The sequence below is a fragment of the Streptomyces sp. JLBG701 genome (assembly GCF_058544905.1).
Genome location: NZ_CM178588.1, coordinates 6,392,674 through 6,418,637, shown reverse-complemented (window position 1 = coordinate 6,418,637; position 25,964 = coordinate 6,392,674). Strand labels below are relative to the sequence as shown.

General features: G+C 70.4%; 22 protein-coding genes. 8 read left to right on the top strand and 14 right to left on the bottom strand.

The window, feature by feature from the left end:
- Positions 1–27: 27 nt before the first annotated feature.
- The 3 genes from AC5DRG_RS29720 to bldG all read right to left on the bottom strand — a co-directional run bounded on the left by AC5DRG_RS29720 (position 28) and on the right by bldG (position 3,649).
- Complete coding sequence (locus AC5DRG_RS29720) at positions 28–2,433, bottom strand: sodium-translocating pyrophosphatase (RefSeq protein ID WP_491802515.1); 2,406 nt, start codon at positions 2,431–2,433, stop codon at positions 28–30.
- 322 nt (positions 2,434–2,755) lie between these two features.
- Positions 2,756–3,193 carry an ATP-binding protein gene (locus AC5DRG_RS29715; protein ID WP_491802513.1) on the bottom strand — a complete coding sequence of 146 codons (438 nt, stop codon included), beginning with the start codon at positions 3,191–3,193 and terminating at the stop codon, positions 2,756–2,758.
- Positions 3,194–3,307: 114 nt separating this feature from the next.
- Positions 3,308–3,649 carry an anti-sigma factor antagonist BldG gene (gene bldG / locus AC5DRG_RS29710; RefSeq protein ID WP_003975386.1) on the bottom strand — a complete coding sequence of 114 codons (342 nt, stop codon included), beginning with the start codon at positions 3,647–3,649 and terminating at the stop codon, positions 3,308–3,310.
- 79 nt (positions 3,650–3,728) lie between these two features.
- Here bldG and AC5DRG_RS29705 point away from each other — a divergent pair, with 79 nt between their 5' ends.
- Entirely contained in the window at positions 3,729–6,221 is a 2,493-nt protein-coding gene (locus AC5DRG_RS29705; RefSeq protein ID WP_491802512.1) for a DEAD/DEAH box helicase, read from the top strand.
- On the opposite strand, the gene AC5DRG_RS29700 is transcribed toward AC5DRG_RS29705, so the two are convergent.
- The 7 genes from AC5DRG_RS29700 to ssd form a co-directional block, all read right to left on the bottom strand.
- Positions 6,218–6,637 carry an Rv3654c family TadE-like protein gene (locus AC5DRG_RS29700; RefSeq protein WP_491802511.1) on the bottom strand — a complete coding sequence of 140 codons (420 nt, stop codon included), beginning with the start codon at positions 6,635–6,637 and terminating at the stop codon, positions 6,218–6,220. The genes AC5DRG_RS29705 and AC5DRG_RS29700 overlap by 4 nt on opposite strands.
- Positions 6,634–6,999, bottom strand: coding sequence for a TadE family type IV pilus minor pilin (locus AC5DRG_RS29695; RefSeq protein ID WP_491802510.1), 366 nt, complete (start codon positions 6,997–6,999; stop codon positions 6,634–6,636). The genes AC5DRG_RS29700 and AC5DRG_RS29695 overlap by 4 nt, the downstream gene beginning before the upstream one ends.
- A complete protein-coding gene (locus AC5DRG_RS29690; protein ID WP_491802509.1) occupies positions 6,986–7,177 on the bottom strand; it encodes a DUF4244 domain-containing protein in 192 nt (63 codons plus the stop codon). The genes AC5DRG_RS29695 and AC5DRG_RS29690 overlap by 14 nt, the downstream gene beginning before the upstream one ends.
- 81 nt (positions 7,178–7,258) lie before the next feature.
- Positions 7,259–8,044: a type II secretion system F family protein gene (locus tag AC5DRG_RS29685; protein ID WP_491802508.1), complete on the bottom strand. Its 786-nt coding sequence runs from the start codon at positions 8,042–8,044 to the stop codon at positions 7,259–7,261.
- 82 nt (positions 8,045–8,126) lie between these two features.
- Positions 8,127–8,987, bottom strand: coding sequence for a type II secretion system F family protein (locus AC5DRG_RS29680; RefSeq protein WP_491813197.1), 861 nt, complete (start codon positions 8,985–8,987; stop codon positions 8,127–8,129).
- Positions 8,980–10,200, bottom strand: a complete 1,221-nt coding sequence (locus tag AC5DRG_RS29675) for a TadA family conjugal transfer-associated ATPase (RefSeq protein ID WP_491802507.1) — start codon at positions 10,198–10,200, stop codon at positions 8,980–8,982. The genes AC5DRG_RS29680 and AC5DRG_RS29675 overlap by 8 nt, the downstream gene beginning before the upstream one ends.
- A gap of 50 nt (positions 10,201–10,250) precedes the next feature.
- A complete protein-coding gene (gene ssd / locus AC5DRG_RS29670) occupies positions 10,251–11,363 on the bottom strand; it encodes a septum site-determining protein Ssd (protein ID WP_491802506.1) in 1,113 nt (370 codons plus the stop codon).
- Positions 11,364–11,956: 593 nt separating this feature from the next.
- On the opposite strand from ssd, the gene AC5DRG_RS29665 reads away from it, so the two are divergent.
- The gene (locus tag AC5DRG_RS29665; RefSeq protein ID WP_491802505.1) at positions 11,957–12,790 is read left to right on the top strand and encodes an HAD family hydrolase; all 834 of its coding nucleotides are present in this window, start codon (positions 11,957–11,959) and stop codon (positions 12,788–12,790) included.
- 415 nt (positions 12,791–13,205) lie between these two features.
- Here the strand turns inward: AC5DRG_RS29665 and AC5DRG_RS29660 are convergent, their stop codons facing one another.
- On the bottom strand, positions 13,206–14,030 hold the full coding sequence (locus tag AC5DRG_RS29660; protein WP_491802504.1) for a Fic family protein: 825 nt from the start codon (positions 14,028–14,030) through the stop codon (positions 13,206–13,208).
- A gap of 101 nt (positions 14,031–14,131) precedes the next feature.
- Between AC5DRG_RS29660 and AC5DRG_RS29655 the strand changes: the two genes are divergently transcribed.
- Positions 14,132–15,112 (top strand): ATP-binding protein, encoded by a 981-nt coding sequence (locus AC5DRG_RS29655; RefSeq protein WP_491802503.1) that lies wholly within the window; start codon positions 14,132–14,134, stop codon positions 15,110–15,112.
- Positions 15,113–15,146: 34 nt separating this feature from the next.
- Here the strand turns inward: AC5DRG_RS29655 and AC5DRG_RS29650 are convergent, their stop codons facing one another.
- On the bottom strand, positions 15,147–16,427 hold the full coding sequence (locus AC5DRG_RS29650; protein ID WP_491802501.1) for a polysaccharide deacetylase family protein: 1,281 nt from the start codon (positions 16,425–16,427) through the stop codon (positions 15,147–15,149).
- A 336-nt stretch (positions 16,428–16,763) separates the two neighbouring features.
- On the opposite strand from AC5DRG_RS29650, the gene AC5DRG_RS29645 reads away from it, so the two are divergent.
- Positions 16,764–19,265 carry a bifunctional SulP family inorganic anion transporter/carbonic anhydrase gene (locus AC5DRG_RS29645; protein ID WP_491802500.1) on the top strand — a complete coding sequence of 834 codons (2,502 nt, stop codon included), beginning with the start codon at positions 16,764–16,766 and terminating at the stop codon, positions 19,263–19,265.
- Between the two features lie 49 nt (positions 19,266–19,314).
- On the opposite strand, the gene AC5DRG_RS29640 is transcribed toward AC5DRG_RS29645, so the two are convergent.
- Both AC5DRG_RS29640 and AC5DRG_RS29635 read right to left on the bottom strand, forming a co-directional pair.
- Positions 19,315–19,941, bottom strand: a complete 627-nt coding sequence (locus AC5DRG_RS29640) for a hypothetical protein (RefSeq protein WP_491802499.1) — start codon at positions 19,939–19,941, stop codon at positions 19,315–19,317.
- Positions 19,938–20,552: an RNA polymerase sigma factor gene (locus AC5DRG_RS29635; protein WP_491802498.1), complete on the bottom strand. Its 615-nt coding sequence runs from the start codon at positions 20,550–20,552 to the stop codon at positions 19,938–19,940. Before AC5DRG_RS29635 ends, AC5DRG_RS29640 begins: the two co-directional genes overlap by 4 nt.
- A gap of 232 nt (positions 20,553–20,784) precedes the next feature.
- Here AC5DRG_RS29635 and acs point away from each other — a divergent pair, with 232 nt between their 5' ends.
- From acs to AC5DRG_RS29615, 4 genes are all read left to right on the top strand, one after another.
- The gene (gene acs / locus AC5DRG_RS29630; protein ID WP_491802497.1) at positions 20,785–22,743 is read left to right on the top strand and encodes an acetate--CoA ligase; all 1,959 of its coding nucleotides are present in this window, start codon (positions 20,785–20,787) and stop codon (positions 22,741–22,743) included.
- A gap of 190 nt (positions 22,744–22,933) precedes the next feature.
- Positions 22,934–24,373: a Na+/H+ antiporter NhaA gene (nhaA, locus tag AC5DRG_RS29625; RefSeq protein ID WP_491802495.1), complete on the top strand. Its 1,440-nt coding sequence runs from the start codon at positions 22,934–22,936 to the stop codon at positions 24,371–24,373.
- A gap of 44 nt (positions 24,374–24,417) precedes the next feature.
- Positions 24,418–24,906: a phage holin family protein gene (locus tag AC5DRG_RS29620; RefSeq protein ID WP_491802494.1), complete on the top strand. Its 489-nt coding sequence runs from the start codon at positions 24,418–24,420 to the stop codon at positions 24,904–24,906.
- Positions 24,903–25,850: an alpha/beta fold hydrolase gene (locus AC5DRG_RS29615; RefSeq protein WP_491802493.1), complete on the top strand. Its 948-nt coding sequence runs from the start codon at positions 24,903–24,905 to the stop codon at positions 25,848–25,850. The genes AC5DRG_RS29620 and AC5DRG_RS29615 overlap by 4 nt, the downstream gene beginning before the upstream one ends.
- Positions 25,851–25,964: the final 114 nt, after the last annotated feature.

Genomic DNA, 25,964 nt, shown 5'->3' with positions numbered 1-25,964 from the left:
CTGTGAGCTGGGACCCAGTAAGACCGCCTACGAAACCACCGCAGGATCAGCGGACTTGGCCACCTGCTCGGTGTTTCCCTCCTCGCCCACGGCGATGCCGCGCCGTTTGGAGACGTACACCGCGGCCACGATCACGAGGATCGAGAGCACGGCGATCACGATCCGCACGCCGACGCTCTTGTCCTCGCCGTAGCTGAACTTGACGACCGCGGGCGCGATGAGCAGCGCGACCAGGTTCATCACCTTCAGCAGCGGGTTGATCGCGGGACCGGCGGTGTCCTTGAAGGGGTCGCCGACAGTGTCGCCGATCACGGTCGCGGCGTGGGCCTCGCTGCCCTTGCCGCCGTGGTGGCCGTCCTCGACGAGCTTCTTCGCGTTGTCCCAGGCGCCGCCCGAGTTCGCGAGGAAGACCGCCATCAGCGTGCCGGTGCCGATCGCACCGGCGAGGAACGAGCCGAGCGCGCCGACCCCGAGCGTGAACCCGATCGCGATCGGCGTCAGTACGGCGAGCAGGCCGGGCGTGGCCAGTTCGCGCAGCGCGTCCTTGGTGCAGATGTCGACGACGCGCCCGTACTCGGGCTTCTCGCTGTAGTCCATGATCCCGGGGTGCTCGCGGAACTGCCGCCGCACCTCGTAGACCACGGCTCCGGCCGACCGCGAGACGGCGTTGATCGCGAGCCCCGAGAAGAGGAAGACGACCGCGGCGCCCGCGATGAGACCGACCAGGTTGTTGGGCTGCGAGATGTCCATCATCAGGTTCATCGGAGCACCCGCGCCGGACACCTTCTCGCCCACCTCGTTCGCGGCCGTGAGGATCGCGTCCCGGTACGAGCCGAAGAGCGCCGAGGCCGCGAGTACCGCCGTGGCGATGGCGATGCCCTTGGTGATGGCCTTGGTGGTGTTGCCGACGGCGTCCAGGTCGGTGAGCACCTGCGCGCCCGCCCCCTCGACGTCGCCGGACATCTCGGCGATGCCCTGCGCGTTGTCGGAGACCGGCCCGAAGGTGTCCATCGCCACGATCACACCGACCGTGGTGAGCAGGCCGGTGCCGGCCAGGGCCACCGCGAACAGCGCCAGCATGATGGACGTACCACCGAGCAGGAACGCCCCGTACACGCCGAGGCCGATCAACAGGGCGGTGTAGACGGCCGATTCGAGGCCGATGGAGATGCCGGCGAGTACGACCGTGGCCGCGCCGGTGAGCGAGCTCTTGCCGATGTCCTTGACGGGACGCCGGGTCGTCTCGGTGAAGTAGCCGGTCAGTTGCTGGATCAGGGCCGCCAGCACGATGCCGATGGCCACCGCGAGGAGCGCGAGGATCCGCGGGTCGCCGTCCTTGGCGGCGATCGCGGTGTCGGTGACCCCGTCCAGATCGGCGTACGACGAGGGCAGGTAGACGAAGACGGCGATCGCGACGAGTACGAGCGAGATCACCGCGGAGATGAAGAAGCCGCGGTTGATGGCGCTCATGCCGCTGCGGTCGGAACGCCTCGGTGCCACCGCGAAGATGCCGATCATCGCGGTCAGTACGCCGATCGCGGGCACGATCAGCGGGAAGGCGAGCCCCGCGTCGCCGAAGGCGGCCTTCCCGAGGATCAGCGCGGCGACCAGGGTCACGGCGTACGACTCGAAGAGGTCGGCCGCCATGCCGGCACAGTCGCCGACGTTGTCGCCCACGTTGTCGGCGATGGTCGCGGCATTGCGCGGATCGTCCTCCGGAATGCCCTGCTCGACCTTGCCGACCAGGTCGGCGCCGACGTCGGCGGCCTTGGTGAAGATTCCGCCGCCGACGCGCATGAACATGGCGATCAGAGCGGCCCCGAGGCCGAAGCCTTCGAGCACCTTCGGCGCGTCGGCCGCGTACACGAGCACCACACAGGAGGCGCCGAGCAGACCGAGCCCCACCGTGAACATGCCGACGACGCCGCCCGTGCGGAAAGCGATCTTCATGGCTTTGTGCGAGACGGCGGTGAGATCCTTTTCCGGCTCACCCTCCGCCGGGGTCGCTTCCCGTGCGGCGGCGGCCACGCGGACATTGCTGCGTACGGCGAGCCACATGCCGATATAGCCGGTGGCCGCCGAGAACGCCGCGCCGATCAAGAAGAAGAGAGATCGTCCGGCGCGCTGATTCCAGTCGTCCGCGGGCAGCAACATGAGCAGGAAGAACACCAGCACGGCGAAAACGCCGAGCGTACGCATCTGCCGACCCAGGTAGGCATTCGCGCCCTCCTGGATCGCCGTCGCGATCTTCTTCATGCTGTCGGTGCCCTCGCCGGCCGCGAGCACCTGGCGCACCAGGATCCCGGCGACCACGAGCGCGGCCAGGGCGACGATCCCGATGACCATGACGATGAGCCGATTGTCATCGGTCAGAACTGCGGCTGCGAAGGTTGTGGGTTGGTCAAACTGCTGAGGGGTAGAAAGCCCCGCCATTCGTCCTCCTTGACGCCTGTGCTGAGCTCAAGATGTGGACGGATTGTAGGTACCGGAACCTGATCAAAACAGTGCGCGGTAAACGGAATTAGCCTTCACCTGCTCTTCAGCAAATGATCGACGTCACGCCACAGAACCCGAAAGCGGTAATGCCCCAAAAGCGTTGACGCTTGATCGAATTATCGCGCGAATGATCGTGAATTCCTTCACTAAATCCCGTGCGTGATCACTCTATGGGCGTGCGGCGAGGCCGGGACATGCTGAAGGGCCCTACTCAGTAGGGCCCTTCGGGCAAGAAAGGTGGACCCCTTCGGGGAACCGTTCAGGGAAGCGTCGTGACCGCGGGCGTGGTCGGCCAGGTCATGCGGATCGATCCGCCGTGCTCCCCGGCGGTGACCTCCACGTCGTCGACGAGGCCGCTGATGACCGCGAGGCCCATCTCGTCCTCCTCGGTCTCCGCGTCCGGGTCCTCGGCCGCCGCGCCGGGCGCCCGGTGCCCGGGATGCGAGCGGGGCGCCTCGTCGCCGACCTCGATGGAGAACTGCTTCTCCTCCTCGACCAGCAGCACCTTCACCGGTGCCGTGATGCCACTGCTCTGATGCAGTCCGACGGCACGGGAGCAGGCCTCGCCGACGGCGAGCCGCACCTCGTCGAGTACGGCCTCGTCCACTCCGGCCCTGCGCGCCACCGCTGCCGCCACCAGTCGGGCGGTCCTGACGTGCTCGGGCAACGCGCTGAAGCGGAGTTCAACGGTGGCCATGCATCCCCCTCGGAATACGGGCGTGCTGTCGAGGGGCCGGGCCGCCGAAAGCCCGGACCCCCCACATGAACTTCTTCCGTCCCGGGCACGACTTCACGCGCCCGGGGTCTGCGGTCAGTCGGTGGCCGCGACCGCTTCCTCGACCGAGGTGTGGATCGGGAACACCTTGGTGAGGCCGGTGATGCGGAAGATCTTCAAAATGCGCTCCTGGTTGCAGACCAGGCGCAGCGAGCCCTCATGGGCACGCACCCGCTTCAGGCCGCCGACCAGCACGCCGAGCCCGGTGGAGTCGAGGAAGTCCACGCCCTCCATGTCTACGACGAGGTGAAAACTCCCGTCGTTCACCAGCTCGACCAGCTGCTCGCGCAGCTTGGGCGCGGTATATACGTCGATTTCTCCACCGACCTCGACGACCGTACGATCGCCGACGGTACGGGTCGACAGGGACAGGTCCACGGATCCTCCAGCACCTTGCTATCGAGCGGTAGCCCTCGGGACACCTCGGCAGATCCCCCAGGACGGTTCGCCAGCCGCGATGGCATTCAATCACTTACCGGCAGGCGTGCACGACGCCTTGGTCCCATTGTCCGTCACGCCAGTGACAGACTCGGTGCCGATGGCCAAGAATCACCGATCCGATCGAACCTCGACGGACACCGAATCCCGCCTGACACCGGGCACGATCCTGGACCGGCTCGCCTCTGGGCCGAGCCGGGCTTCGCGCATCACTCATACGGAGCACTTGCCCCCGCGCGAGGGTCGCCATGCCGTCTGGCCTGACCGGATTCGTTCGGAGGTCATCGCCGCAGTCCAGGCGGCGGGCATCGAACACCCCTGGGCCCACCAGGCACTGGCCGCCGAGCACGCCCTCGACGGCGACTCTGTGATCGTCGCCACAGGCACCGCGTCGGGCAAGTCGCTGGCTTATCTCGTACCGGTCCTCTCGACGCTCCTGGACGGCGCGGAGGCCCCCAACGGCCGTGGCGCCACGGCCCTCTACCTGGCACCGACGAAGGCCCTGGCCGCAGATCAGCGCCGATCTGTGAAGGAACTTTCACAACCTCTGGGCAATGCCGTTCGACCGGCGGTGTACGACGGCGACACTCCGTTCGAGGAACGCGAGTGGGTACGCCAGTACGCCAACTACGTCCTGACCAACCCCGACATGCTGCACCGCGGCATATTGCCCTCACACGCCCGCTGGTCCTCCTTCCTGAAATCGCTGAAATATGTCGTCATCGACGAGTGCCACACCTACCGCGGCGTCTTCGGCTCCCACGTCGCCCAGGTCCTGCGCCGCCTGCGCCGCCTCTGTGCCCGCTACGGGGCCTCCCCCGTCTTCCTGCTGGCCTCCGCGACCGCCGCCGAGCCCGCGGTCGCCGCCCGCCGCCTCACCGGCCTCCCGGTCGTGGAGATCGCCGACGACGCCTCCCCCCGGGGTGAACTGGTGTTCGCCCTCTGGGAGCCCCCGCTCACCGAGCTGCACGGCGAGAAGGGCGCACCGGTCCGCCGTACCGCCACCGCCGAGACGGCCGACCTCCTCACGGACCTGACCGTCCAGGGCGTGCGCTCGGTGGCCTTCGTACGATCCCGGCGCGGCGCCGAGCTGATCTCGGTGATCGCCCAGGAACGCCTGGCGGAGGTCGACCGCTCCCTCGCCCGACGCGTGGCCGCCTACCGGGGCGGCTACCTCCCCGAGGAACGCCGCGCCCTCGAACAGGCCCTCCACTCCGGCGAACTCCTCGGCCTCGCCGCGACCACCGCCCTCGAACTCGGCATCGACGTCTCCGGGTTGGACGCCGTACTCATCGCCGGCTACCCGGGCACACGCGCGTCCCTGTGGCAGCAGGCCGGCCGCGCAGGCCGGGCCGGGCAGGGCGCGCTGGCGATCCTGGTCGCCCGCGACGACCCCCTGGACACCTTCCTCGTCCACCACCCGGAGGCCCTGTTCGACCAGCCCGTGGAGTCCACGGTCCTCGACCCGGACAACCCGTACGTCCTGGCCCCGCACCTGTGCGCGGCGGCGGCGGAACTACCGCTGACGGACGACGACCTGGAGCTGTTCGGCCCCGAGACCGAGGCCCTGCTGCCGCAGCTGGAGGCCGCGAAACTGCTGCGCCGCCGGACGAAGGCCTGGCACTGGACGCGCCGGGAACGGGCCGCCGACCTCACCGACATCCGCGGCGCAGGCGGCACCCCGGTCCAGATCGTCGAGGAGGGCACGGGACGGCTGCTGGGCACGGTCGACGCGGGCGCCTCGCACACCACGGTCCACGAGGGCGCGGTCCACCTGCACCAGGGCCGCACGTTCCTGGTCCGCTCCCTCGACCTGGACGACTCGGTCGCCTTGGTCGAGGAGGCCAACCCGCCCTATTCGACGGTCGCCCGCGACACGACGTCGATCTCCGTCCTGGAGACGGATGTCGAACTCCCCTGGGGCGCGGGCAGGTTGTGCTACGGCTCGGTCGAAGTCACCAACCAGGTCGTCTCCTTCCTCCGCAGACGTGTCATCACCGGTGAAGTACTGGGCGAGACGAAACTCGACCTCCCTCCTCGTACGCTGCGCACCCGCGCCGTCTGGTGGACGGTCACCGAGGACCAGCTGGACGCCGCCCGCATCAACCCGGAGATCCTCGGCGGCGCCCTGCACGCCGCCGAACACGCCTCGATCGGCATGCTGCCCCTCTTCGCGACCTGCGACCGCTGGGACATCGGCGGCGTCTCCGTCCCCCTCCACCCCGACACCCTCCTCCCCACGGTCTTCGTCTACGACGGCCACCCGGGCGGCGCCGGCTTCGCGGAACGCGCCTTCCACACGGCCCGCTCCTGGCTCACCGCCACCCGCCAGGCCATCGCCTCCTGCGAGTGCGACGCCGGCTGCCCGTCCTGCATCCAGTCCCCCAAGTGCGGCAACGGCAACGATCCGCTGCACAAGAGGGGGGCCGTCAGGCTGCTCACGGAGCTGCTGCGGGGGGCGCCGGAGGAGAAGGCGGAGCAGGGTACGGAGGAGGAGCCGACGGGGGTTTAGCCGCCGGGTCTCTCCGGCACCGGAGGCGGCCGCTCGGGCAAGGACGGCGCAACCGGTCCCGCCGGTCCCGCCCTCGCCCTCACCTCCGCCGCGAACGGTCCCGCCCCCGACGTCGCCGTCACATCCGACGTCTCGCCGACGATCGCGCACCGCACAAGCCGTGAACCCTGGGCCCGCGCCACCCGCCCGGCCCGTTCACAGGCCGCCGGGCCGCCCTCCGTCCAGTGGTCGGCCGCAGCGAGAGCCGCGAGGTCGGCGCCCCCGGCCGCACGGTGCCGGGCCAGGACGGCCTGCCCCATGGCGAGTACGACACCGAAGACGACACACAGCAGGGCGATGACGCCGAGGCTCAGGACGGTGGCGGAGCCACGATCCGAGCCTCGCACCGCCGCGGCCCCCGGACCCGCCCGCCTCATGGCCCGGCCCCCACCGTCTCCTCCACGGCCGCCACGGCCTCCTCTCGCATCTCGAAGGGCAGACCGTGCAACCCCGGAGGCTTCGCCACGACCACCACGCGGACGTGCTCCCCCTCCCGGCCGACCGTGACCGTCGCGCCCTTGGGAGCAGCCCCTCGCGTCACCTCCACGACCTCGTCGGCCGGGTCCTGGCGGGCCGCCGCGCGGGCACCTGTCCGCGCCGCGTCCACGCACTGAATCTGCGCGGCCACCAGGAACAGCCCCCACACCAGCGCGCTCGCGAACAGCACCAGCACGGGCAGCACCACGGCCGTCTCCGCCGTCACGAACCCCTTGTCCGCCCCTCGCTCACATCCGCGCATCGAGCGCCTGCTTCACGATGTTCTGCAGCTCCGTGGTGACCTGCCCACTGGTCACCACCTTGTAGAGGATCGCCGCGAACGCCACCGCCGCGACGATCCCCATCGCATACTCCGAGGTGACCATCCCCGCGTCCCTGCGCATGAGGGCACGCATCCGCGCCCAAACCATCTTGTACATCTCAACCCCCGTAAGGAATCGGTTGTGTTGACGACTCGCTACTGACTACTGATCACTGCGACCGACCCGTCCAGCGCCCCCTCATCGATCACCCCCTCCCAACACCCCGCCGGCGAGCCCGATCACCACGGGCAGTACGCCGACCGTGATGAACGCGGGCAGGAAGCACAGCCCCACGGGCGCGGTGACCATGACGGCCGCCCGCCGCGCCCGCTCCGTGGCGGTGCGCGTCCAGCCGGCGCGGGCCTCCGCTGCAAGCCGCGCGACCGGTTCGGCCGCGGGAAGCCCGGACACGTCCGCCCGCTCCAGCAGCCGCGCCAGCGCCCCGGCACCCGGCATCGAGGCCAACTTCCGCCACGCCTCCCCCGGTTCACCCCCGAGCCGCACCTCAGCCGCACCCCGCGCCAGCCCTTCCCCGATGGGGCCGCCCAGCGCCTCGCCCACGGCCTGGGCCGCGACCACCGGACCGGCGCCCGCCGCGATGCAGGCCGCCAACAGATCTGCAGCGAGAGGAAGTTGGCGAGAAGCCTCCGCGGCATCGAACTCCGCCGCACCTTCGACAGCCGCCTGCCGAACCCGCCACCGCCACAGCCCGACCCCCGCGATCAGCCCTACGACGACACCGCCGACCCCACCGACCAGCACCCACCCGGCACACACCACCCCGCCCACGGGCACCCACCGCCGGACAACGCCCCACGCCTCGAAGCGCGATCCGGAGCCCGCCACCTCCAGAGCCGACAACTCACCCAACCGCCGCCGAACCCGCCGCTCCCGCCGCACCCCACGCAGCCACCGCACCAGCCACCCGAGAACCAGCAAGACCCCCACAACTACCCCCAGCCTGTGGACAACTTCCGCACTCACACCGCCACCTCCTTCGCTCGACTCCAGCCGCCCGACGCAGCCACCACGACCACCTGCTCTCCGCCACATTCGACTCCCGCCCTCACACCGCCTCAGCCCCGCGCACAATCCGCAGCGCCCACCACATCCCCACGCCCTCCAACAGGCCGCCGATCAGCAGACAGGCCAGTCCCGCACCGGTGTGCAGCAGCACGTGCAGCGGGTCGGCGCCCAGGGCGGTGCCGAGGAGGAGGCCCAGGGCCGGCAGTCCGGCGAGCATCACCGCCGTGGAGCGGGCGCCCGCCAACTGGGCGTGAAGGTCGGCACGTTGGTCCCGCTCGGCCCGCAGTGCCCCTTCGAGCCGGTCGAGTCCGGCCGCGAGGCCCGCGCCCTGGTCCACGGCCACCCGCCAGCACGCCGCGAGGCCGAGCAACCCATCGGCCCCCGGCCGCCGTGCCGCCGCCGCGAGCGCCCCCGGGACGTCCCCGCCGAACCGCGCCGCCGCCAGCACCGCCGCCCGCGCCTCACCGAGCCCTCCGGAGTCACGGGCGGCACGCAGCAGCGCCTCGCCCGGCTGCCGTCCTGCCCGCACCTCCCCGGCGAGCGCCGCGCAGAGCGCGATCACCGCGTCCCCTCGGCCGTCCCGGGCGCGGCGCGCCTCTCCAGCCAGGCGCACCCGCCGCAGCAGGGGTACGCCGGCCGCCCCCGCGACGACCGGCAGCACCGAGGTACCCAGCACCGCCAGCACCAGCCCGGCGACCAGCGACCACCACTCGGCCCGCAACCGCCCCCGGATCCGCCGCAGTTCACCCGCAGCCCGCTCCCACGAAGGCGGCCCGGCCCCCACCATCCCCCCGCCCGCGAGCAACAGTTGCGCCCGCCGCGCCCCGGAGTGCCGCCCGCCCATCAGCCACGCCGCCGCCCCGACACACACGACAGCCGCACCCCACGACAACTCACCCATCGCGCTCACCCCTCGCACTCCCGACACCGCCCCCATCCCGGACGCCCTCCCGCCCCGAACCCGCCTCGCACCCACCCCGAAGCAGCTCCAACAGCCGCTCCCACCCCCGCTCATACACGAAGGCCTCCTCCCCCCACCGCAACGCCGGCACCGTCCTGACCAGCCCCGACGGATCCCGCTCCAGCACATGCACCTCCGCGATCCGCCGCCGCCCGGCCCGGTCACGTACGAGATGCAGGACCACCGAGAGCGCGGCCGCCAACTGACTGTGCAGGGCGGCCCGGTCGAGCCCTGCCGCCGTACCTAGCGCCTCCAGCCGGGCCGGTACGTCCGCGGCCGCGTTGGCGTGCACCGTTCCGCAGCCGCCCTCATGGCCGGTATTCAAAGCGGCGAGGAGGTGCACCACTTCGGGCCCCCGAACCTCACCGACCACAAGCCGGTCGGGCCGCATGCGCAGCGCCTGTCGCACCAGGTCCTGAAGGGTGACGAGCCCCGCGCCCTCCTGGTTGGCGGGTCTGGTCTCAAGGCGTACGACGTGCGGGTGGTCCGGCCGCAGCTCCGCCGAGTCCTCGGCGAGCACGATCCGCTCGCCCGGTCCGACCAGCCCGAGCAACGCGGACAGCAGCGTCGTCTTGCCGGTGCCCGTCCCGCCGCTGATCAGAAAGGACAGCCGCGCCTCCAGCAGTGCCCGCAGCACCCGGTCCCCGCCGGGCGGCACCGTGCCCGCGACCATGAGTTCGTCGAGCGTGAACGCGCGTGGCCGTACGACCCGCAGCGCCAGGCAGGTGCAGCCGACGGCGACCGGGGGCAGCACCGCATGCAGCCGGGTCCCGTCGGGCAGCCGCGCGTCGACCCAGGGCCGGGCGTCGTCGAGCCGCCGTCCGGCCACCGCGGCCAGCCGCTGCGCGAGGCGTCGTACGGCCGCCGCGTCCGGGAAGGACACGCCGGTCAGCTCCAGTCCGCCGCCCCGGTCGACCCACACCCGGTCCGGCGCCGACACCAGTACGTCGGTCACCGACGGGTCGGCGAGCAGTCGCTCCAGCGGCCCGCTGCCGACGAGCTCGGACCGCAACTGTTCGGCCGCGCCGAGGACTTCGGCGTCCCCCAGCACCCGCCCCTGTTCCCGCAGCGCCTGCGCCACGCGCGCGGGTGTCGGCTCGGCCCCGCTCGCGGCGAGCCGGCGCCGTACGCCGTCCAGCAGCTCCGAGGGCATCCCGGGACCCTGAGAGCGCCCCAGTGGTTCAAGTGCCATGGCGGTCGTGCTCATACGCCACCCGCCTCGATCAGCGCCCGCTCCCAGAACCCCTTGCAGAAGCGCGCCAGTGGGCTGCGGCCGGCCGCGCCCGGTGGTGCCTTGCCCTCGTGCGGGCGCAGCAGCCCGGACTCCACGGGCACCTCACCGGCCAGGGGCAGTCCGAGCAGCCGGGCCACCTCGCGGTCGTCGAGCCCGGGCGCGTACGGCCCTCGTACGGCCACGCGCAGATCGCGCAGGACCATGCCGACGGCGGACGCCACCCGGCCGGCCGCGGCCACGGCGCGCAGCTCGGCGGGGACCACCAGGAGCCCGAGGTCCAGCTGGGCGAGCGTCTCCGCCACGCCTTCGTCGACGCGCCGCGGCAGATCGACGACAACCGTGCCGCCCCGGCGTCGGGCCGCGGCGAGCACCGCGCGTACCGCCTGGGGCGGGACGGCGATGCGGTCGCCGCGGTCCCAGCTGAGGACGCGCAGCGAGTGCAGCCGGGGCAGCGACTCCTCCAGGGCGCCGCCGCCGACCCTGCCGCGCGAGGCGGCGAACGCGGGCCAGCGCAGCCCGTCGGCACTCTCGCCGCCCAGGAGTACGTCGAGTCCGCCGCCCAGCGGATCCGCGTCCACGAGCAGCGTGCGCAGGCCCTCGCGCGCGGAGGTGACGGCGAGCGCGCAGGCCAGCGTGGACGCTCCGGCCCCGCCGCGGCCGCCGATGACGCCCACGGTGAGGGCGGGCCGGCCGACGCCCTCGGCGACGTCGGCGATGCGGTCGACAAGCCACTGTTCACCGTCGGGCAGCATCAGGACGTGGTCGGCGCCGATCTCCACGGCCCGCCGCCAGACCCCGGAGTCGTCCTGGTCCCGGCCGACCAGCACCACTCCGCGTCGGCGTGCGGCCCCGCGCACGCGCCGCGCTGCGTCGTCGCCGACGAGGACGAGCGGCGCGGCCTCCCAGCTCCCTCTCTGTTCCGGAACCCCGTGGTGGACCTCGGGTGTGGCGCCCGCTGCCGCGCACAGGCGGAGCAGGTCGTCGAGGAGTCCGGCGTCCTCGGTGACGATCAACGGCCCGCCCTGTCGCCCTCCGGCGGCGGGCGGCGGTTCGTGTGTGACGGCTCCGGTCACGGTTTCCATCCCCCTTCGCTGCATCTCGCGCAGCCCCTGCGGCCCCGCGATTCCCAGAAATGTGAAGAACCGGCAACCGGCCTCCACATGAACGGCCGACAGAAACCGGCCATTGGCGCCCCGCAATCGGATCCGGCCATGAACTGGCCGCGAGCGGAGCGCGCTGGAATCACGGTGCAGCGAGCCGGGAAATCGTGTGGATCTTGGTCGAAATCTGTGGACAACTCGATGCCTGTGAATATCGCCGTCACCCATACCGGTGACCCGTGTGCGGCCCTCCGTACGACTTCCACAGGCAGCCCGGAGAGCAGCCTTCCGACTACACACGGTGACGACTCAGGGGCATACGAAAGAGGCGGCCATCGCCGCGTCAGCGCGGTTCGACAGCCGCCTACAGAGAAATCAGAGGGGGAAAACGCATCCGGACGTGCGACGACCCCCACCGGGGGGGAGAGTGGGGGTCGTCTCCACGGCACGACTCGGGGGGGGAGGAGCCGGGCCGGGTTAGCACGGTCGCGAACGATCCGTGACTTCCATGGTGTACCCGAAGGCCCTCTCAGGCAAACCCACGCGCCACACCTTACGCCGAATGGGCTGCACCTATGCTCGGGGTTGTGGAAAACCACTCCTTGCCCCGCACAGCGGCCTTCTTTGACCTGGACAAGACGGTCATCGCAAAGTCGAGCACGCTCACCTTCAGCAAGTCGTTCTACCAAGGCGGTCTGATCAACCGCAGGGCCGCCCTGCGAACGGCGTACTCCCAGTTCGTCTTCCTCGCCGGCGGCGCCGACCACGACCAGATGGAGCGGATGCGCAAGTACCTGTCCGCGATGTGCCGCGGCTGGAACGTCCAGCAGGTGAAGGAGATCGTCGCCGAGACCCTGCACGACCTGATCGACCCGATCATCTACGACGAGGCCGCCTCCCTCATCGAGGAGCACCACACCGCCGGGCGGGACGTCGTCATCGTGTCCACGTCGGGTGCCGAGGTGGTCGAGCCGATCGGTGAACTGCTCGGCGCGGACCGCGTGGTGGCCACCCGTATGGTCGTGGGCGAGGACGGCTGCTTCACGGGCGAGGTGGAGTACTACGCGTACGGCCCGACGAAGGCCGAGGCGGTCAGGGAGCTGGCCGAGTCGGAGGGCTACGACCTGGACCGCTGCTACGCCTACAGCGACTCGGCGACCGATGTGCCGATGCTGGAGGCCGTCGGCCATCCGCACGCGGTGAATCCGGACCGCACCTTGCGACGTGAGGCACTCGCGCGCGGGTGGCCAATTCTCGATTTCCATCGCCCGGTGCGGCTCAAGCAGCGCATTCCCACGCTCTCCGTTCCGCCCCGTCCGGCGCTTGTCGCGGCGGCCGCGATAGGCGCCGCGGCGGCCACCGCGGGCCTCGTCTGGTACGCGAGTCGGCGGCGGGCGACGGTCGTCTGAACTGCGACTTTGTGGGCGACCAGGCACTATTCACCTTAGCGGCGCCCGTTTAACACCTATTTGAGACTAAAAGTAAAGAAGTGCAGCCAGGGCTTCCGCTTGCCCCAGGTCTGGAGTACAAAGGAGTCAACGGCCCGCGAGACCAAGGACATCCGAGAGGATCACCTTTAAAACGCAGTTGGCCCCACGGACCGAGCATGATCACCGGGCACCCACGCGACGTCGACCCGTCGATTACGGGCCAGCCGCACCAGGTACGGGCCAAGTTCCCGGCTTGATGGGCAATATTCGAGGACGCTTGGTACCCCGGTGAGCATGCCAGCGGCGGTACGAGACTCGTACCGCCGCAACCCTGTAAAGGCCCCCTCAATGGGGGCCTTTTCCCGTACGTCCGCCACGCGAGCGTGCGCGAGAGTTACGCCGCCCCGCGCTGCAGCGCCTCGCACACCGCTGTCGACTCGCGGGCCCCCAGCTCAATCGCCTTGCCGCAGTGGGCGATCCAGGCTGCCACGCCCGCCGGAGTTCCGGAGACATAGCCGTCGAGGGCCGCCAGACAGGCCGCTCGCCCCAGCTCGGCGTGGCCCACCTCGGCCGGGCAGATGGACTTCGGGTCGAGGCCGCTGCCGACCAGGACGATCCGTTCGGCCGCGCGCGCGACGAGGCCGTTGTGGGAGGTGAAGGGGCGCAGCGCGAGCAGTTCGCCGTGCACGACGGCGGCCGTCACCAGCGCGGGTGCCGAACCTCCGGCGATGATCAGCTCGGACAGCCCCTCCAGGCGGCCGGAGACCTCGGCCGCGCTCGGCAGCGGCAGCTCGATCAGCGGTTCGTCGACCACTTCGCCCGCCAGCCGGGGCCGCCCGACCTCGTCGGCGTTGTTCGCCGCGGCCACCAGATGCAGCCGGGCCAGCACCCTGAGGGGCGACTGCCGCCAGATGGACAGGAGTTGCCCCGCCTCGGCGGTCAGCCGGAGGGACGCGCCCACCACGCGCGCCTCGTCATCGCCACTGAAGTCGGTGCGCCGGCGCACCTCTTCGAGGGCCCAGTCGGCACCGGACAGCGCCGCCGAACCGCGGGCTCCGCGCAGCGCCGCCTCGGAGGTGATCTCATTGCTGCGGCGCCGCATGACCCGGTGCCCGTAGACCCGGTCCACGGCCTTGCGCACGGACTCCACGGACTCGGCCACGCCGGGCAGCGAGCCCAGGGCCGCGAGCGGATCGGCGGTCGCGCCTGTCGTACTCATGAGTACGACATTACGCACACCGCGGGCGTGCCCCACGAAGGAGTGGTCTTCTTCACGTACGCCTGCCACCTACAGCTAGCCCGCCACTACCCTTTGTGAACATGAAAATTGCTTTCGTCGGGAAGGGCAGCAGCGGCAAGACCACGCTGTCCTCCCTGTTCATCCGCCACCTCGCCGCCTCCGGAGCGCCGCTGGTGGCCTTCGACGCCGACATCAACCAGCACCTGGGCGCCGCACTCGGCCTCGACGAGGCGGAGGCCGCCCGGCTGCCCGCGATGGGCGAGCGGCTGCCGCTGATCAAGGACTACCTGCGCGGCAGCAACCCACGCATCACCTCCGCCGAGACGATGATCAAGACGACCCCGCCCGGCGAGGGCTCACGGCTGCTGCGGGTGCGCGAGACCAATCCGGTGTACGACGCCTGCGCCCGGCCGGTGGAACTCGACGGCGGCGCCGTCCGTTTGATGGTCACGGGACCGTTCACGTATGCCGACCTGGGGGTCTCCTGCTACCACTCCAAGACGGGAGCGGTGGAGCTGTGCCTGAACCACCTGGTGGACGGCCCCGACGAGTATGTCGTGGTCGACATGACCGCCGGCTCTGACTCCTTCGCCTCCGGCCTGTTCACCCGCTTCGACATGACGTTCCTCGTCGCCGAGCCGACCCGGAAGGGGGTCTCCGTCTATCGCCAGTACAAGGAGTACGCCCGCGACTTCGGCGTCGTTCTGAGGGTCGTCGGCAACAAGGTGCAGGGTCAGGACGACCTCGACTTCCTCCGCGCCGAGGTCGGGGACGACCTCCTGGTCACCGTCGGGCACTCGGACTGGGTGCGCTCCATGGAGAAGGGCCGGCCGCCCCGGTTCGAGCTCCTGGAGGACACCAACCGCCGCGCCCTGCGCCGACTGCGGACGGCCGCCGACGCCACGTACGAACTGCGCGACCGGGAGCGCTACACGCAGCAGATGGTGCACTTCCATCTGAAGAACGCCCAGTCCTGGGCCAACGAGCGCGCCGGGGCCGACCTGACGGCGCAGGTCGACCCCGGGTTCGTACTCGGCGAGGGCGTGACCGCGGCCGTCTGACCCGGCCCCCGCATGACGACGGCTGCGGCGACGGCTACCGCTTGGCCGCCGGCGCCCCGGGTACGCCCTTCGGGGCCGGGGCGGGGTGGCCCGACAGGAAGGTCGCCCAACCCTCCTTCGGGGTCTCACCGACCTTCAGGCCGGCCAGCTTGTTCAGGACCTTCGGGTCCTGGGCGTCCAGCCAGTCGGCCAGTTGACGGAAGGAGACGCAGCGCACCTCGGACTTGGTGCACACCCGCTCGACGACCTCCTCGACGGCACGCATGTAGGTGCCGCCGTTCCAGGACTCGAAGTGGTTGCCGATGATCAGGGGTGCGCGGTTGCCGTCGTAGGCTCGGTCGAAGCCCTTGAGCAGACCGTCCCGCATCTGGTCGCCCCAGAACTCGTACTTGTCGGGGTCGCCCTGGGTCGTGGTGCCCGACTGGTTGACCATGAAGTTGTAGTCCATGGTGAGTTGCTCGTAGGAGTGCCCGGGGAAGGGCACGAGCTGCATCGACAGGTCCCACAGGCCCTGCTTCTTCTTGGGCCAGAGCTGGTCGTTGACGCCGCTGGTGTCGTAGCGGAAGCCCAGCTCGCGGGCGGCCGACATGAAGTTCTTCTGGCCCTCCAGGCATGGCGTGCGGGCGCCGATGAGCTCCTTGTCGTAGTCGAAGGGGAGCGGGGAGGACTTCTTCATGCCGGTGTTGGTCTTCCAGGACTTCACGAACTTCTTCGCCTGGGCGATCTCGTCCTTCCAGTCCTCGACCGACCACTCGCCCACTCCGCCGCCCTTGCCGCAGAAGTGGCCGTTGAAGTGGGTGCCGATCTCGTTGCCCTCCAGCCACGCCAGGCGCAGCTGCTTCACGGTCTCGGCGATGCCCTGCTCGTCGTTGAAGCCGATGTCGGAGCGGCCCGGTGAGTGCTGCGGGGGCCGGTAGAGGTCGCGCTTGTCCTCGGGCAGCATGTACACGCCGCTGAGGAAGTACGTCATCGTCGCGCGGTTGTCCTTGGAGACCTTGCGGAAGTGGGAGAAGAGCTTCTGGCTGTCCTCGCCCGCGCCGTCCCAGGAGAAGACGACGAACTGGGGGGGCCGCTGACCCGGCTTGAGGCGTTCGGGCCTGGGCAGGTGCGGCTGGGCTCCGGTGTAGGAGGTGGAGCCGTCGCCGATCAGGCGGACCATGCTCTTCGGCGCCTGAGCCGGCTTCGCCTTCTGGGGGCCGGGGGCCCCTTCCTTCGCACCGTTGGTGCCGATCGCGCAACCGGCGAGCGCTGCGGCGCAGGCCGCGGCGATCACGGCGCCCGCGGCGCCCGCGGCGATCCTCTGGGTGGCGGCCATGTTCCGCCCACCTTCTTCCTTCTCTCAGGCCAACGCCGATGAGGGCGCTTTCTGGTGATGTGCCGGGAATGCCGACAGCGCCGCCAAGTTCGCACGGGACCGAGAAGGAATTAGTACGACAAGCCGATCAAATGGCCGCTTCACTCATTGGAGTGGCTGCTTGCCCTATTTGCCCGTAAAATTCATGCTTGACCTTTACTCTGCATTACGATTCGTTTACCGAGCGTTGATTCATCCCGCCGCTGCACGCCGTGACCCACGGCCGCGACCCGCCCCCCGTCCACCACGGGGGACCACCTGTTCCGCGACCGCGCTGCCCCGGAGGAGACGGGAAAAATGGCCGCCTGCGTACCCACCCCCATCGCCGACTCGAGTCGGACCAAGCGCATCCACCAGCCCCACAGCCCGCCACCACCTCCGCCCCGCCGATTCCGCATCGCGGGCGCCGACGTGTCGGCCGCGATCGCCGTCTTCCTGATCGCCCTGCCCCTGTCCCTCGGCATCGCCCTCGCCACCGGCGCACCGCTCCAGGCCGGCCTTGTGGCCGCCGCCGTGGGCGGGCTCGTCGCCGGCCGGCTCGGCGGCTCCCCGCTCCAGGTCAGCGGCCCCGCCGCCGGTCTGACCGTGGTCACCGCCGACCTCATCCACCGCTACGGATGGCGTACGACCTGCGCGATCACCGTGCTCGCCGGTGTCGTCCAACTCGGCCTGGGCTGCCTGCGCGTGGCACGCACCGCGCTCGCGGTCAGCCCCGCCGTCGTCCACGGCATGCTCGCCGGCATCGGCGTGACCATCGCCGTCGCCCAGCTGCACATCGTCCTCGGCGGCACTCCGCAGAGCTCCGTCCTCGACAACCTCCGTGCCCTGCCCGCCCAGTTGGCGCAGCTGCACCCCGCCGCCGTCGCGACGAGCGTGCTGACCCTGACCCTGCTGCTGCTCTGGCCGCGGGTTCCGGGCCGGGTGGGCCGACTGCTGCGCAGGATCCCGGCCGCGCTCGTCGCCGTCGCCGGGGCCACCGCGACCGCCTCGCTCGCCGGGCTGAGCCTGCCCAAGGTCGACCTGCCGTCCTGGAGCAGCCATGCCCTGGCCGGACTGCCCGAGGGCCCGGTGCTCGGCATCGCCGCCGCCGTCCTGACCACCACGCTGGTGTGCAGCGTGCAGTCGCTGCTCGGCGCCGTCGCCGTCGACAAGCTGACGGCCGGGCGAGCGGGCATGGTCCGCTCCGATCTCAACCGCGAACTGCTCGGACAGGGTGCCGCCAACATCGCCTCCGGCGCCCTCGGCGGACTCCCCGTCGCCGGGGTCGCCGTCCGGAGTTCCGCGAATGTGCAAGCGGGTGCCGTGAGCCGGAACTCCACAATGCTGCACGGCGTTTTCGTAGTAGTCGCCGCGCTGCTGATGGTCCCGATCCTGGAGCTCATCCCGCTCGCCTCACTCGCCGCCCTGGTGATGGCCGTCGGCATCCAGATGGTGTCCCTGCACCACATCCGCACGGTGACCCGCCACCGAGAAGTGCTGGTGTACGCCGTCACCACACTCGGCGTGGTGTTCCTCGGCGTCCTGGAAGGCGTGACCCTGGGGGTCGCCGTGGCAGTCGCCGTCGCCCTGCACCGCGTCGCCCGCACCCGGATCACGCACGAAGAGAAGGAAGGAGTCCATCACGTACATGTACGAGGACAGTTGACGTTCCTCGCGGTGCCGAGGCTCAGCCGAGCCCTGCATCTCGTACCCCAGGGGTCCGATGTCGTCGTGGAGTTGGACGGCTCGTTCATGGACCACGCGGCGTACGAGTCGCTCCACGACTGGCAGAGCACGCACACCGCACAGGGCGGCTCCGTCGAACTGACCGGCCGCCGCGCCGGAGTCAGCACCGAGCCCGCCGGCTCCATCAGAGCTGCCGAAGCTCCCGGAGTCATCGGATCCGCCGACTGCCGCTGCAGCCCCTGGACGCCCTGGCGCAACCACCATTGCGAGCTCCCCCAGTCCAACCCGCTCGACGGACACCCTGACGAGCCGAACGAGCCGAATCACCCCTCCGGACCGAATGACCTCTCCGGACGGGACGAGCCGAACGGGCCGACCAGAGCCAACAGGCCGACGGGACCGAGCGGGCTGAACGGGGCGAGCAGGACCAGCAGTACGAGCGGATCAGGCGGGTCAGGCGGGCCAAGTGGGCATCAACTGGCGCGTGGGATCAGCGCGTTCCAGCGCAACACCGCACCGCTGGTGCGGGGTGAGCTGGCCAGGCTGGCGCGCGAGGGGCAGCGGCCCGTGCAGCTGTTCCTGACATGCGCCGACTCGCGCCTGGTCACGTCGATGATCACCTCCAGTGGTCCCGGCGATCTCTTCGTGGTGCGCAACGTGGGCAACCTCGTGCCGCTGCCCGGCGAGGAGAGCGGGGACGACTCGGTGGCGGCCGCGATCGAGTACGCGGTGGACGTGCTGAAGGTGCGGTCCATCACGGTGTGCGGGCACTCCGGGTGCGGGGCCATGCAGGCGCTGCTCAACTCCGAGCCCGGGGGCGTGCAGACGCCGCTCAAGCGGTGGCTGCGACACGGGCTGCCGAGCCTGGAGCGGATGGCCGACGAGCGCCGGCGCTGGGCACGACTGGCCGGGAGGGCACCCGCCGACGCGGTGGAGCAGCTGTGTCTGACCAATGTGGTCCAGCAGTTGGAGCATCTGCGGTCGCACGGGTCCGTGGCGCGGGCGTTGGAGGAAGGGGTGCTGGAACTGCAGGGGATGTACTTCCACGTGGGTGAGGCACAGGCGTATCTGCTCACCGACGCGGGCGACGACGAGGTGTTCGACCATGTGCGGGCGGCGGACCTGTCCGCCTGACCCGGACGCGGGTGCGCGGCCCCGGTCGGCGGGGCCGCGCACGCTGGGGTCAGTCCTTCGACGAGTGAGTGGTCACCCCTTCCAGGGGGTTGGGGCGCTCCACCTGCACGCAGGGCTCGATGGCGCCCTTGACCGCGTAGGCGATCAGGGCGTACACGTGCTCGCTGCCGAGCGCGTAGTTCTCGAAGGCCAGGGTGTCGTCGCGGTGAAGGGTGACCTTCCAGGAGTCCAGGCGGGAGGCGAACTCGGAGCCACCGGCCCGCGTGGACTCCCTGTCGAAGTTGCCCGGGATGGACTCGCCCCGCGGCTGGCTGCACTTGTGGACGCCGTCGAGGTTCTGGATGTCCACGTGAATTCCGTCGGCGCGCAGCCGCTCGGCGAGTTCCTGCTGGGCGTCGCGGCTGATCATCATGTCATCCAGGGTGAGCGTGACGCTGCCGTCGCTGTGGTGTTCCACCGCATATGCCTTGGACTCGGCCGGTGAGCCCGGTACCAACACCACCGCGAGCCCCGCGACCGCGCAGGCCCCGGCGGCGAGGGCGAGCCGACGCGGCGTGAACACGCGGCGCCTCGCGGCGGGGTCCGTTGCGGCCGCTGTCGCCGCCGCCTCGCGCAGGGCGATCTCGTGCTGAAGCTCGCTCAGCAGCCGGTCCTCGAACGTCGTCTTCGTGGTCATGCCTCTCCCCCGAACGCCTCGGTTACCTCGGTTACGTACTTCAGTGGTGCCGTGGGTGTGTCCGCGGCCGTGGAATCGGCCTCCGCGCGGAGCGTCTTGCGCGCCCGGTGCAGGCGGACCCGGGCCGTGACCTGGCGGATGCCGAGTGCGGCGGCCGCCTCCGTGACCGTGAGCTGGTCGACCGTGATCAGCTCCAGTACGGCCCGCTCGCCCTCCGGAAGCCGGTCGAGTGCGGCGAGTGCGCGCCGCCCCGGGCTCTCGGCGTCGAGCTTGTCCTCAAGGCGGGCGATGTCGTCGGCCTCCAGCAACCGCCGCCCCGAGATGCGCAGATCGCGGTCCATCTCGCGGGCCACGCGCCGGCGTTCGGCGGAGACGACGTTGCGGGCGATGCCGTACAGCCAGGCCGTCTCGCTGCCCAGGCCCGGGCGGTAGGTGTGGGCGGAGTCCAGGACGGCGAGGAAGACCTCGGCCGTCAGGTCCGCCACCGTGTGGGCATCGTCGACACGCCGGGCCACGAAACGCGTCACCGCGTCCACATGGCGCCGGTAGAACTCTTCGAAGAGCTGTGGGTCACGTGCCGCCGCTGCAGGCCCGCCCCGTATCCCTTGCACTCGGTGTCCCCTCTCGTCGGTGGCGCTTCACCCGTACTTGGGCCGGAGTGTGAAAGGCGTTACAGGGACTGAACTTCGCCTGGTGGACGTACGTGGGTACGGATGACCCCGGCCGTCGAACTCGACGTACAGATAGGTCTAAACCAATTTTCGGTCGACCCTTGTCATCGCACCCCCGGTCTGATGAGCTGTGGCCTGGGACACAACGGACACCCTGGGAAAGGCAGATGTCGTGAGCAACGAAAGCCTGGCCAACCTGCTCAAGGAAGAGCGCAGGTTCGCACCCCCCGCCGACCTGGCCGCGAACGCCAATGTCACGGCGGAGGCGTATGAGCAGGCCAAGGCTGACAGGCTCGGCTTCTGGGCCGAGCAGGCCCGTCGGCTGACCTGGGCCAAGGAACCGACCGAGACCCTGGACTGGTCGAACCCGCCGTTCGCCAAGTGGTTCAAGGACGGCGAGCTGAACATCGCGTACAACTGCGTCGACCGGCATGTCGAGGCGGGCAACGGCGATCGGGTCGCCATCCACTTCGAGGGGGAGCCCGGCGACAGCCGCGCCATCACCTACGCCGAGCTCAAGGACGAGGTCTCCAAGGCCGCGAACGCCTTGCTGGAGCTGGGAGTTCGGAAGGGCGACCGGGTCGCCGTCTACATGCCGATGATCCCCGAGACGGCGGTCGCGATGCTCGCGTGCGCCCGTATCGGCGCCGCGCACTCCGTCGTCTTCGGCGGCTTCTCGGCGGACGCGCTCGCCACCCGGATCCAGGACGCCGACGCCAAGGTCGTCATCACCACCGACGGAGGCTGGCGGCGCGGCAAGCCCGCCGCGCTCAAGCCGGCCGTCGACGAGGCCATCGGCAAGGTGGACAACGTCGAGCACGTGCTCGTCGTACGGCGTACCGGGCAGGACGTCGCCTGGGACGACAGCCGCGACGTGTGGTGGCACGAGATCGTCGAGCGGCAGTCCGCCGAGCACACGCCGGAGGCGTTCGACGCCGAGCACCCCCTCTTCATCCTCTACACGTCCGGTACGACGGGTAAGCCGAAGGGCATCCTGCACACCTCGGGCGGCTACCTCACGCAGGCCGCCTACACCCACAACGCCGTCTTCGACCTCAAGCCGGAGACCGACGTGTTCTGGTGCACGGCCGACGTCGGCTGGGTCACCGGGCACTCGTACATCGTCTACGGGCCGCTCGCGAACGGCGCCACTCAGGTCATGTACGAGGGCACGCCGGACACCCCGCACCAGGGCCGCTGGTGGGAGATCGTGCAGAAGTACGGGGTGACGATCCTGTACACGGCGCCGACCGCGATCCGTACGTTCATGAAGTGGGGCGACGACATCCCCGCGAAGTTCGATCTCAGCAGCTTGCGTCTCCTCGGCTCCGTGGGCGAGCCCATCAACCCCGAGGCGTGGATCTGGTACCGCAAGCACATCGGCGCCGACGCGACGCCGATCGTCGACACCTGGTGGCAGACCGAGACCGGCGCGATGATGATCTCCCCGCTGCCGGGCGTCACCGAGACCAAGCCCGGCTCCGCGCAGACGCCGCTGCCCGGCATCTCCGCGACCGTCGTCGACGACGAGGCCAACGAGGTTCCCAACGGCGGTGGCGGCTATCTCGTCCTCACCGAGCCGTGGCCCTCCATGCTGCGCACCATCTGGGGCGACGACCAGCGCTTCCTCGACACCTACTGGTCGCGCTTCGAGGGCAAGTACTTCGCCGGCGACGGTGCCAAGAAGGACGACGACGGCGACATCTGGCTCCTCGGTCGCGTGGATGACGTCATGCTCGTGTCCGGGCACAACATCTCCACCACCGAGGTCGAGTCGGCCCTCGTCTCCCACCCGTCCGTCGCCGAGGCGGCCGTCGTCGGTGCCGCCGACGAGACGACCGGGCAGGCCATCGTCGCCTTCGTCATCCTGCGCGGCACGGCCAACGCCGAGGACGACCACCTCGTCGCCGATCTGCGCGACCACGTCGGCAAGACGCTCGGCCCGATCGCCAAGCCCAAGCGGATCCTGCCGGTGGCCGAGCTGCCCAAGACCCGCTCCGGCAAGATCATGCGGCGCCTGCTGCGGGACGTCGCCGAGAACCGCGAGCTGGGGGACGTCACCACGCTGACCGACTCCACGGTCATGGACCTGATCCAGACCAAGCTGCCCGCCGCGGCCAGCGAGGACTGAGGAGTACGTCCCTGAAGGGCGCCCGGCAGCGAACGCGCCGGGCGCCCTTTTTGCCCGTACCGTGAAGATCACCGGACAAATCAGCCCCGCACCTTAGGTAAACTAAGCAAAGCAACAACGAAGATCCAGGTGCGCCGGGAAGTCTGGTCGGCATGTGCTCTGTGCTGCCCACCGACCGGAGGTCTCCCCCGTGACCGCGCCCCGCACCACCACCCACTCCCGCAAGGTTCTGGGACGTCTGTCCCTGCCCGAGCGGAACTTCGTGGCGGACGCGCTGCGCGCCGAGACCGTGGGCGGTGTGCTGCTGCTGGTCGCCGCGGTCACCGCGCTGATCTGGGCGAACGTCCCCGCACTGCACGACAGCTACGAGAGCGTCAGCCACTTCCACCTCGGCCCCGAGGCCCTCGGCCTGAACCTGTCCATCGAGCACTGGGCCGCCGACGGGCTCCTCGCGGTCTTCTTCTTCGTCGCCGGAATCGAGCTCAAGCGCGAACTCGTCGCCGGTGACCTGCGCGACCCGAGGGCCGCCGCCCTGCCGGTCGTGGCCGCGCTGTGCGGCATGGCCGTGCCGGCGCTCGTCTACACCCTCACCAATCTCACCGGCGGCGGCTCGCTCGACGGCTGGGCCGTCCCCACCGCCACCGACATCGCCTTCGCGCTCGCCGTCCTCGCGGTCATCGGCACATCCCTGCCGAGCGCCCTGCGCGCCTTCCTGCTCACCCTCGCCGTCGTCGACGACCTGTTCGCGATCCTGATCATCGCGGTCTTCTTCACCGCCGACATCGACTTCGCCGCGCTCGGCGGCGCGCTCGTCGGCCTGGTCGTCTTCTGGCTGCTGCTCAGGAAGGGCGTACGCGGCTGGTACGTGTACGTCCCGCTCGCCCTCGTCGTCTGGGCGCTGATGTACAACAGCGGCATCCACGCCACCATCGCGGGCGTCGCCATGGGCCTGATGCTGCGCTGCACCACCCACAAGGGCGAGGAGCACTCCCCGGGCGAGCACATCGAACATCTCGTACGTCCCCTGTCGGCGGGCCTCGCCGTGCCGCTGTTCGCGCTGTTCAGTGCCGGTGTCTCCCTCTCCGGCGGCGCGCTCGGGGACGTATTCACCAAGCCGGAGACGCTCGGCGTCGTCCTCGGTCTCGTCGTCGGCAAGTCGCTCGGCATCTTCGGCGGGACCTGGCTGACCGCCCGCTTCACCCGGGCCTCGCTCAGCGACGACCTGGCCTGGCCGGACGTGTTCGCCGTCGCCTCGCTCGCCGGCATCGGCTTCACCGTGTCGCTGCTCATCGGGGAACTCGCGTTCGACGGCGACGCCGCGCTGACCGACGAGGTCAAGGCGGCCGTCCTGATGGGCTCCCTCATCGCGGCCCTGGGCGCGACCGTCCTGCTGAAGATCCGCAACGCCAGGTACCGCGCGCTGTGCGCCGACGAGGAGCGCGACGACGACCTCGACGGCGTGCCGGACATCTACGAGCAGGACGACCCGGCCTACCACCTGCGCATGGCCGACATCTACGACCGCAAGGCCGCCGAGCACCGCCGCATCGCCGAACTGAAGGCCGCCGAAGGACACCGGCTTGCCGAAGTGCCGGGCGGGGCGGGCAAGGAGAACGACGGTCCGGCATGATCTGACCAGACGGTACAAACCACATGCGGAAGAGGGAGAACGTGATGAGTGCACCCGACGGCAGCCCGGTCGGCTCCGAACGCAGCATCGGCCAGCTGTTCGCGTCGGCGACGACCGAGATGTCGGCGCTGGTGCACGACGAGATCGCGCTGGCGAAGGCGCAGCTCAAGCAGGACGTCAAGCGGGGTGTGGCGAGCGGCGGCGCGTTCTCGGTCGCCGCGGTGGTCCTGCTGTTCTCCCTGCCGATGCTCAACTTCGCCCTGGCGTACGGCATCCGGACCTGGAGCCACTGGAACCTCGCGATCTGCTTCCTGCTGTCCTTCGCGGCCAACGTACTGGTCGCGGTGGTCCTCGCGCTGATCGGCATCGTCTTCGCGAAGAAGGCCAAGAAGGGCAAGGGCCCGCAGAAGGTGGCCGCCTCGGTGAAGGAGACGGCGGGCGTCCTGCAGAAGGCCAAGCCGCACCCGCGCGAGCTCGCCGCCGAGGACCGGGTGCCCGAGGCCCTCGAAGCTGTGGCACGCTCGTCCTCATGACCGACCCCGCCAGTCCCTGGGCCCAGCCCGCTTCCGCCGTACGACTCGATGTGCCCGGCGGGAAGGTGCTGCACCGGGACGTCGCCGCCAACGGCGCCCGCTTCCACATGGCGGAACTGGGCGACGGACCGCTGGTGCTGCTCCTGCACGGCTTCCCGCAGTTCTGGTGGACGTGGCGGCACCAGATGGTCGCCCTCGCCGACGCCGGGTTCCGGGCCGTCGCGATGGACCTGCGGGGCGTCGGCGGCAGCGACCGCACCCCGCGCGGCTACGACCCGGCCAACCTCGCCCTCGACATCACCGGCGTGATCCGCTCCCTGGGCGAGCCGGACGCCGCCCTGGTCGGCCATGACCTGGGCGGTTATCTGGCATGGACGGCGGCCGTGATGCGCCCCAAGCTCGTACGGCGGCTCGTGGTCACCTCAATGCCGCATCCCCGGCGCTGGCGCAACGCGATGCTCTCGGACGTCAAGCAGACGGCCGCGAGTTCATACATCTGGGGGTTCCAGCGCCCCTGGATTCCGGAGCGGCAGCTCCTAGCAGACGACGCCGCGCTGGTCGGCCGGCTGATCCGGGACTGGTCGGGCCCGAGCCTGCCGGACGACGAGGTGGTGGAGACGTATCGCCGCGCCATGAGCATCCCCTCGACGGCGCACTGCTCGATCGAGCCCTACCGCTGGATGGTCCGCTCCCTGGCCCGCCCGGACGGCATCCAGTTCAACCGCCGGATGAAGCGCCCGGTGCGCGTGCCGACCCTCCATCTGCACGGCTCCCTGGATCCGGTGATGCGGACGAGGAGCTCGGCCGGTTCGGGCGAGTACGTCGAAGCCCCGTACCGCTGGCGTCTGTTCGACGGACTCGGGCATTTTCCGCACGAGGAGGACCCGGTCGCCTTCTCCGCGGAACTGGTGAATTGGCTGAAGGATCCCGAACCCGATCGGTGACCGCGCGGACGCGTTCGGCATCCGAAGCGGAACACCTGTTCTACGAACAGCCAATTGCCCGGCGCATAGGCCAACTGGGGGGTCTGGGGACGGTTATCGACCTTGGGGCAGGGG

Bases quoted from the DNA above. Each gene is read 5' to 3' on its own strand.
- AC5DRG_RS29640 (WP_491802499.1), bottom strand. From the start codon at position 19,941: ATGACCACGAAGACGACGTTCGAGGACCGGCTGCTGAGCGAGCTTCAG.
- AC5DRG_RS29680 (WP_491813197.1), bottom strand. From the start codon at position 8,987: ATGGGTGAGTTGTCGTGGGGTGCGGCTGTCGTGTGTGTCGGGGCGGCG.
- AC5DRG_RS29660 (WP_491802504.1), bottom strand. From the start codon at position 14,030: ATGAGTACGACAGGCGCGACCGCCGATCCGCTCGCGGCCCTGGGCTCG.
- AC5DRG_RS29675 (WP_491802507.1), bottom strand. From the start codon at position 10,200: ATGCCCTCGGAGCTGCTGGACGGCGTACGGCGCCGGCTCGCCGCGAGC.
- AC5DRG_RS29705 (WP_491802512.1), top strand. From the start codon at position 3,729: ATGGCATTCAATCACTTACCGGCAGGCGTGCACGACGCCTTGGTCCCA.
- AC5DRG_RS29655 (WP_491802503.1), top strand. From the start codon at position 14,132: ATGAAAATTGCTTTCGTCGGGAAGGGCAGCAGCGGCAAGACCACGCTG.
- AC5DRG_RS29665 (WP_491802505.1), top strand. From the start codon at position 11,957: ATGCTCGGGGTTGTGGAAAACCACTCCTTGCCCCGCACAGCGGCCTTC.
- AC5DRG_RS29690 (WP_491802509.1), bottom strand. From the start codon at position 7,177: ATGTACAAGATGGTTTGGGCGCGGATGCGTGCCCTCATGCGCAGGGAC.
- AC5DRG_RS29720 (WP_491802515.1), bottom strand. From the start codon at position 2,433: ATGGCGGGGCTTTCTACCCCTCAGCAGTTTGACCAACCCACAACCTTC.
- AC5DRG_RS29695 (WP_491802510.1), bottom strand. From the start codon at position 6,999: ATGCGCGGATGTGAGCGAGGGGCGGACAAGGGGTTCGTGACGGCGGAG.
- AC5DRG_RS29715 (WP_491802513.1), bottom strand. From the start codon at position 3,193: ATGGCCACCGTTGAACTCCGCTTCAGCGCGTTGCCCGAGCACGTCAGG.
- ssd (WP_491802506.1), bottom strand. From the start codon at position 11,363: ATGGAAACCGTGACCGGAGCCGTCACACACGAACCGCCGCCCGCCGCC.
- AC5DRG_RS29650 (WP_491802501.1), bottom strand. From the start codon at position 16,427: ATGGCCGCCACCCAGAGGATCGCCGCGGGCGCCGCGGGCGCCGTGATC.
- AC5DRG_RS29620 (WP_491802494.1), top strand. From the start codon at position 24,418: ATGAGTGCACCCGACGGCAGCCCGGTCGGCTCCGAACGCAGCATCGGC.
- AC5DRG_RS29645 (WP_491802500.1), top strand. From the start codon at position 16,764: ATGGCCGCCTGCGTACCCACCCCCATCGCCGACTCGAGTCGGACCAAG.
- AC5DRG_RS29700 (WP_491802511.1), bottom strand. From the start codon at position 6,637: ATGAGGCGGGCGGGTCCGGGGGCCGCGGCGGTGCGAGGCTCGGATCGT.
- AC5DRG_RS29615 (WP_491802493.1), top strand. From the start codon at position 24,903: ATGACCGACCCCGCCAGTCCCTGGGCCCAGCCCGCTTCCGCCGTACGA.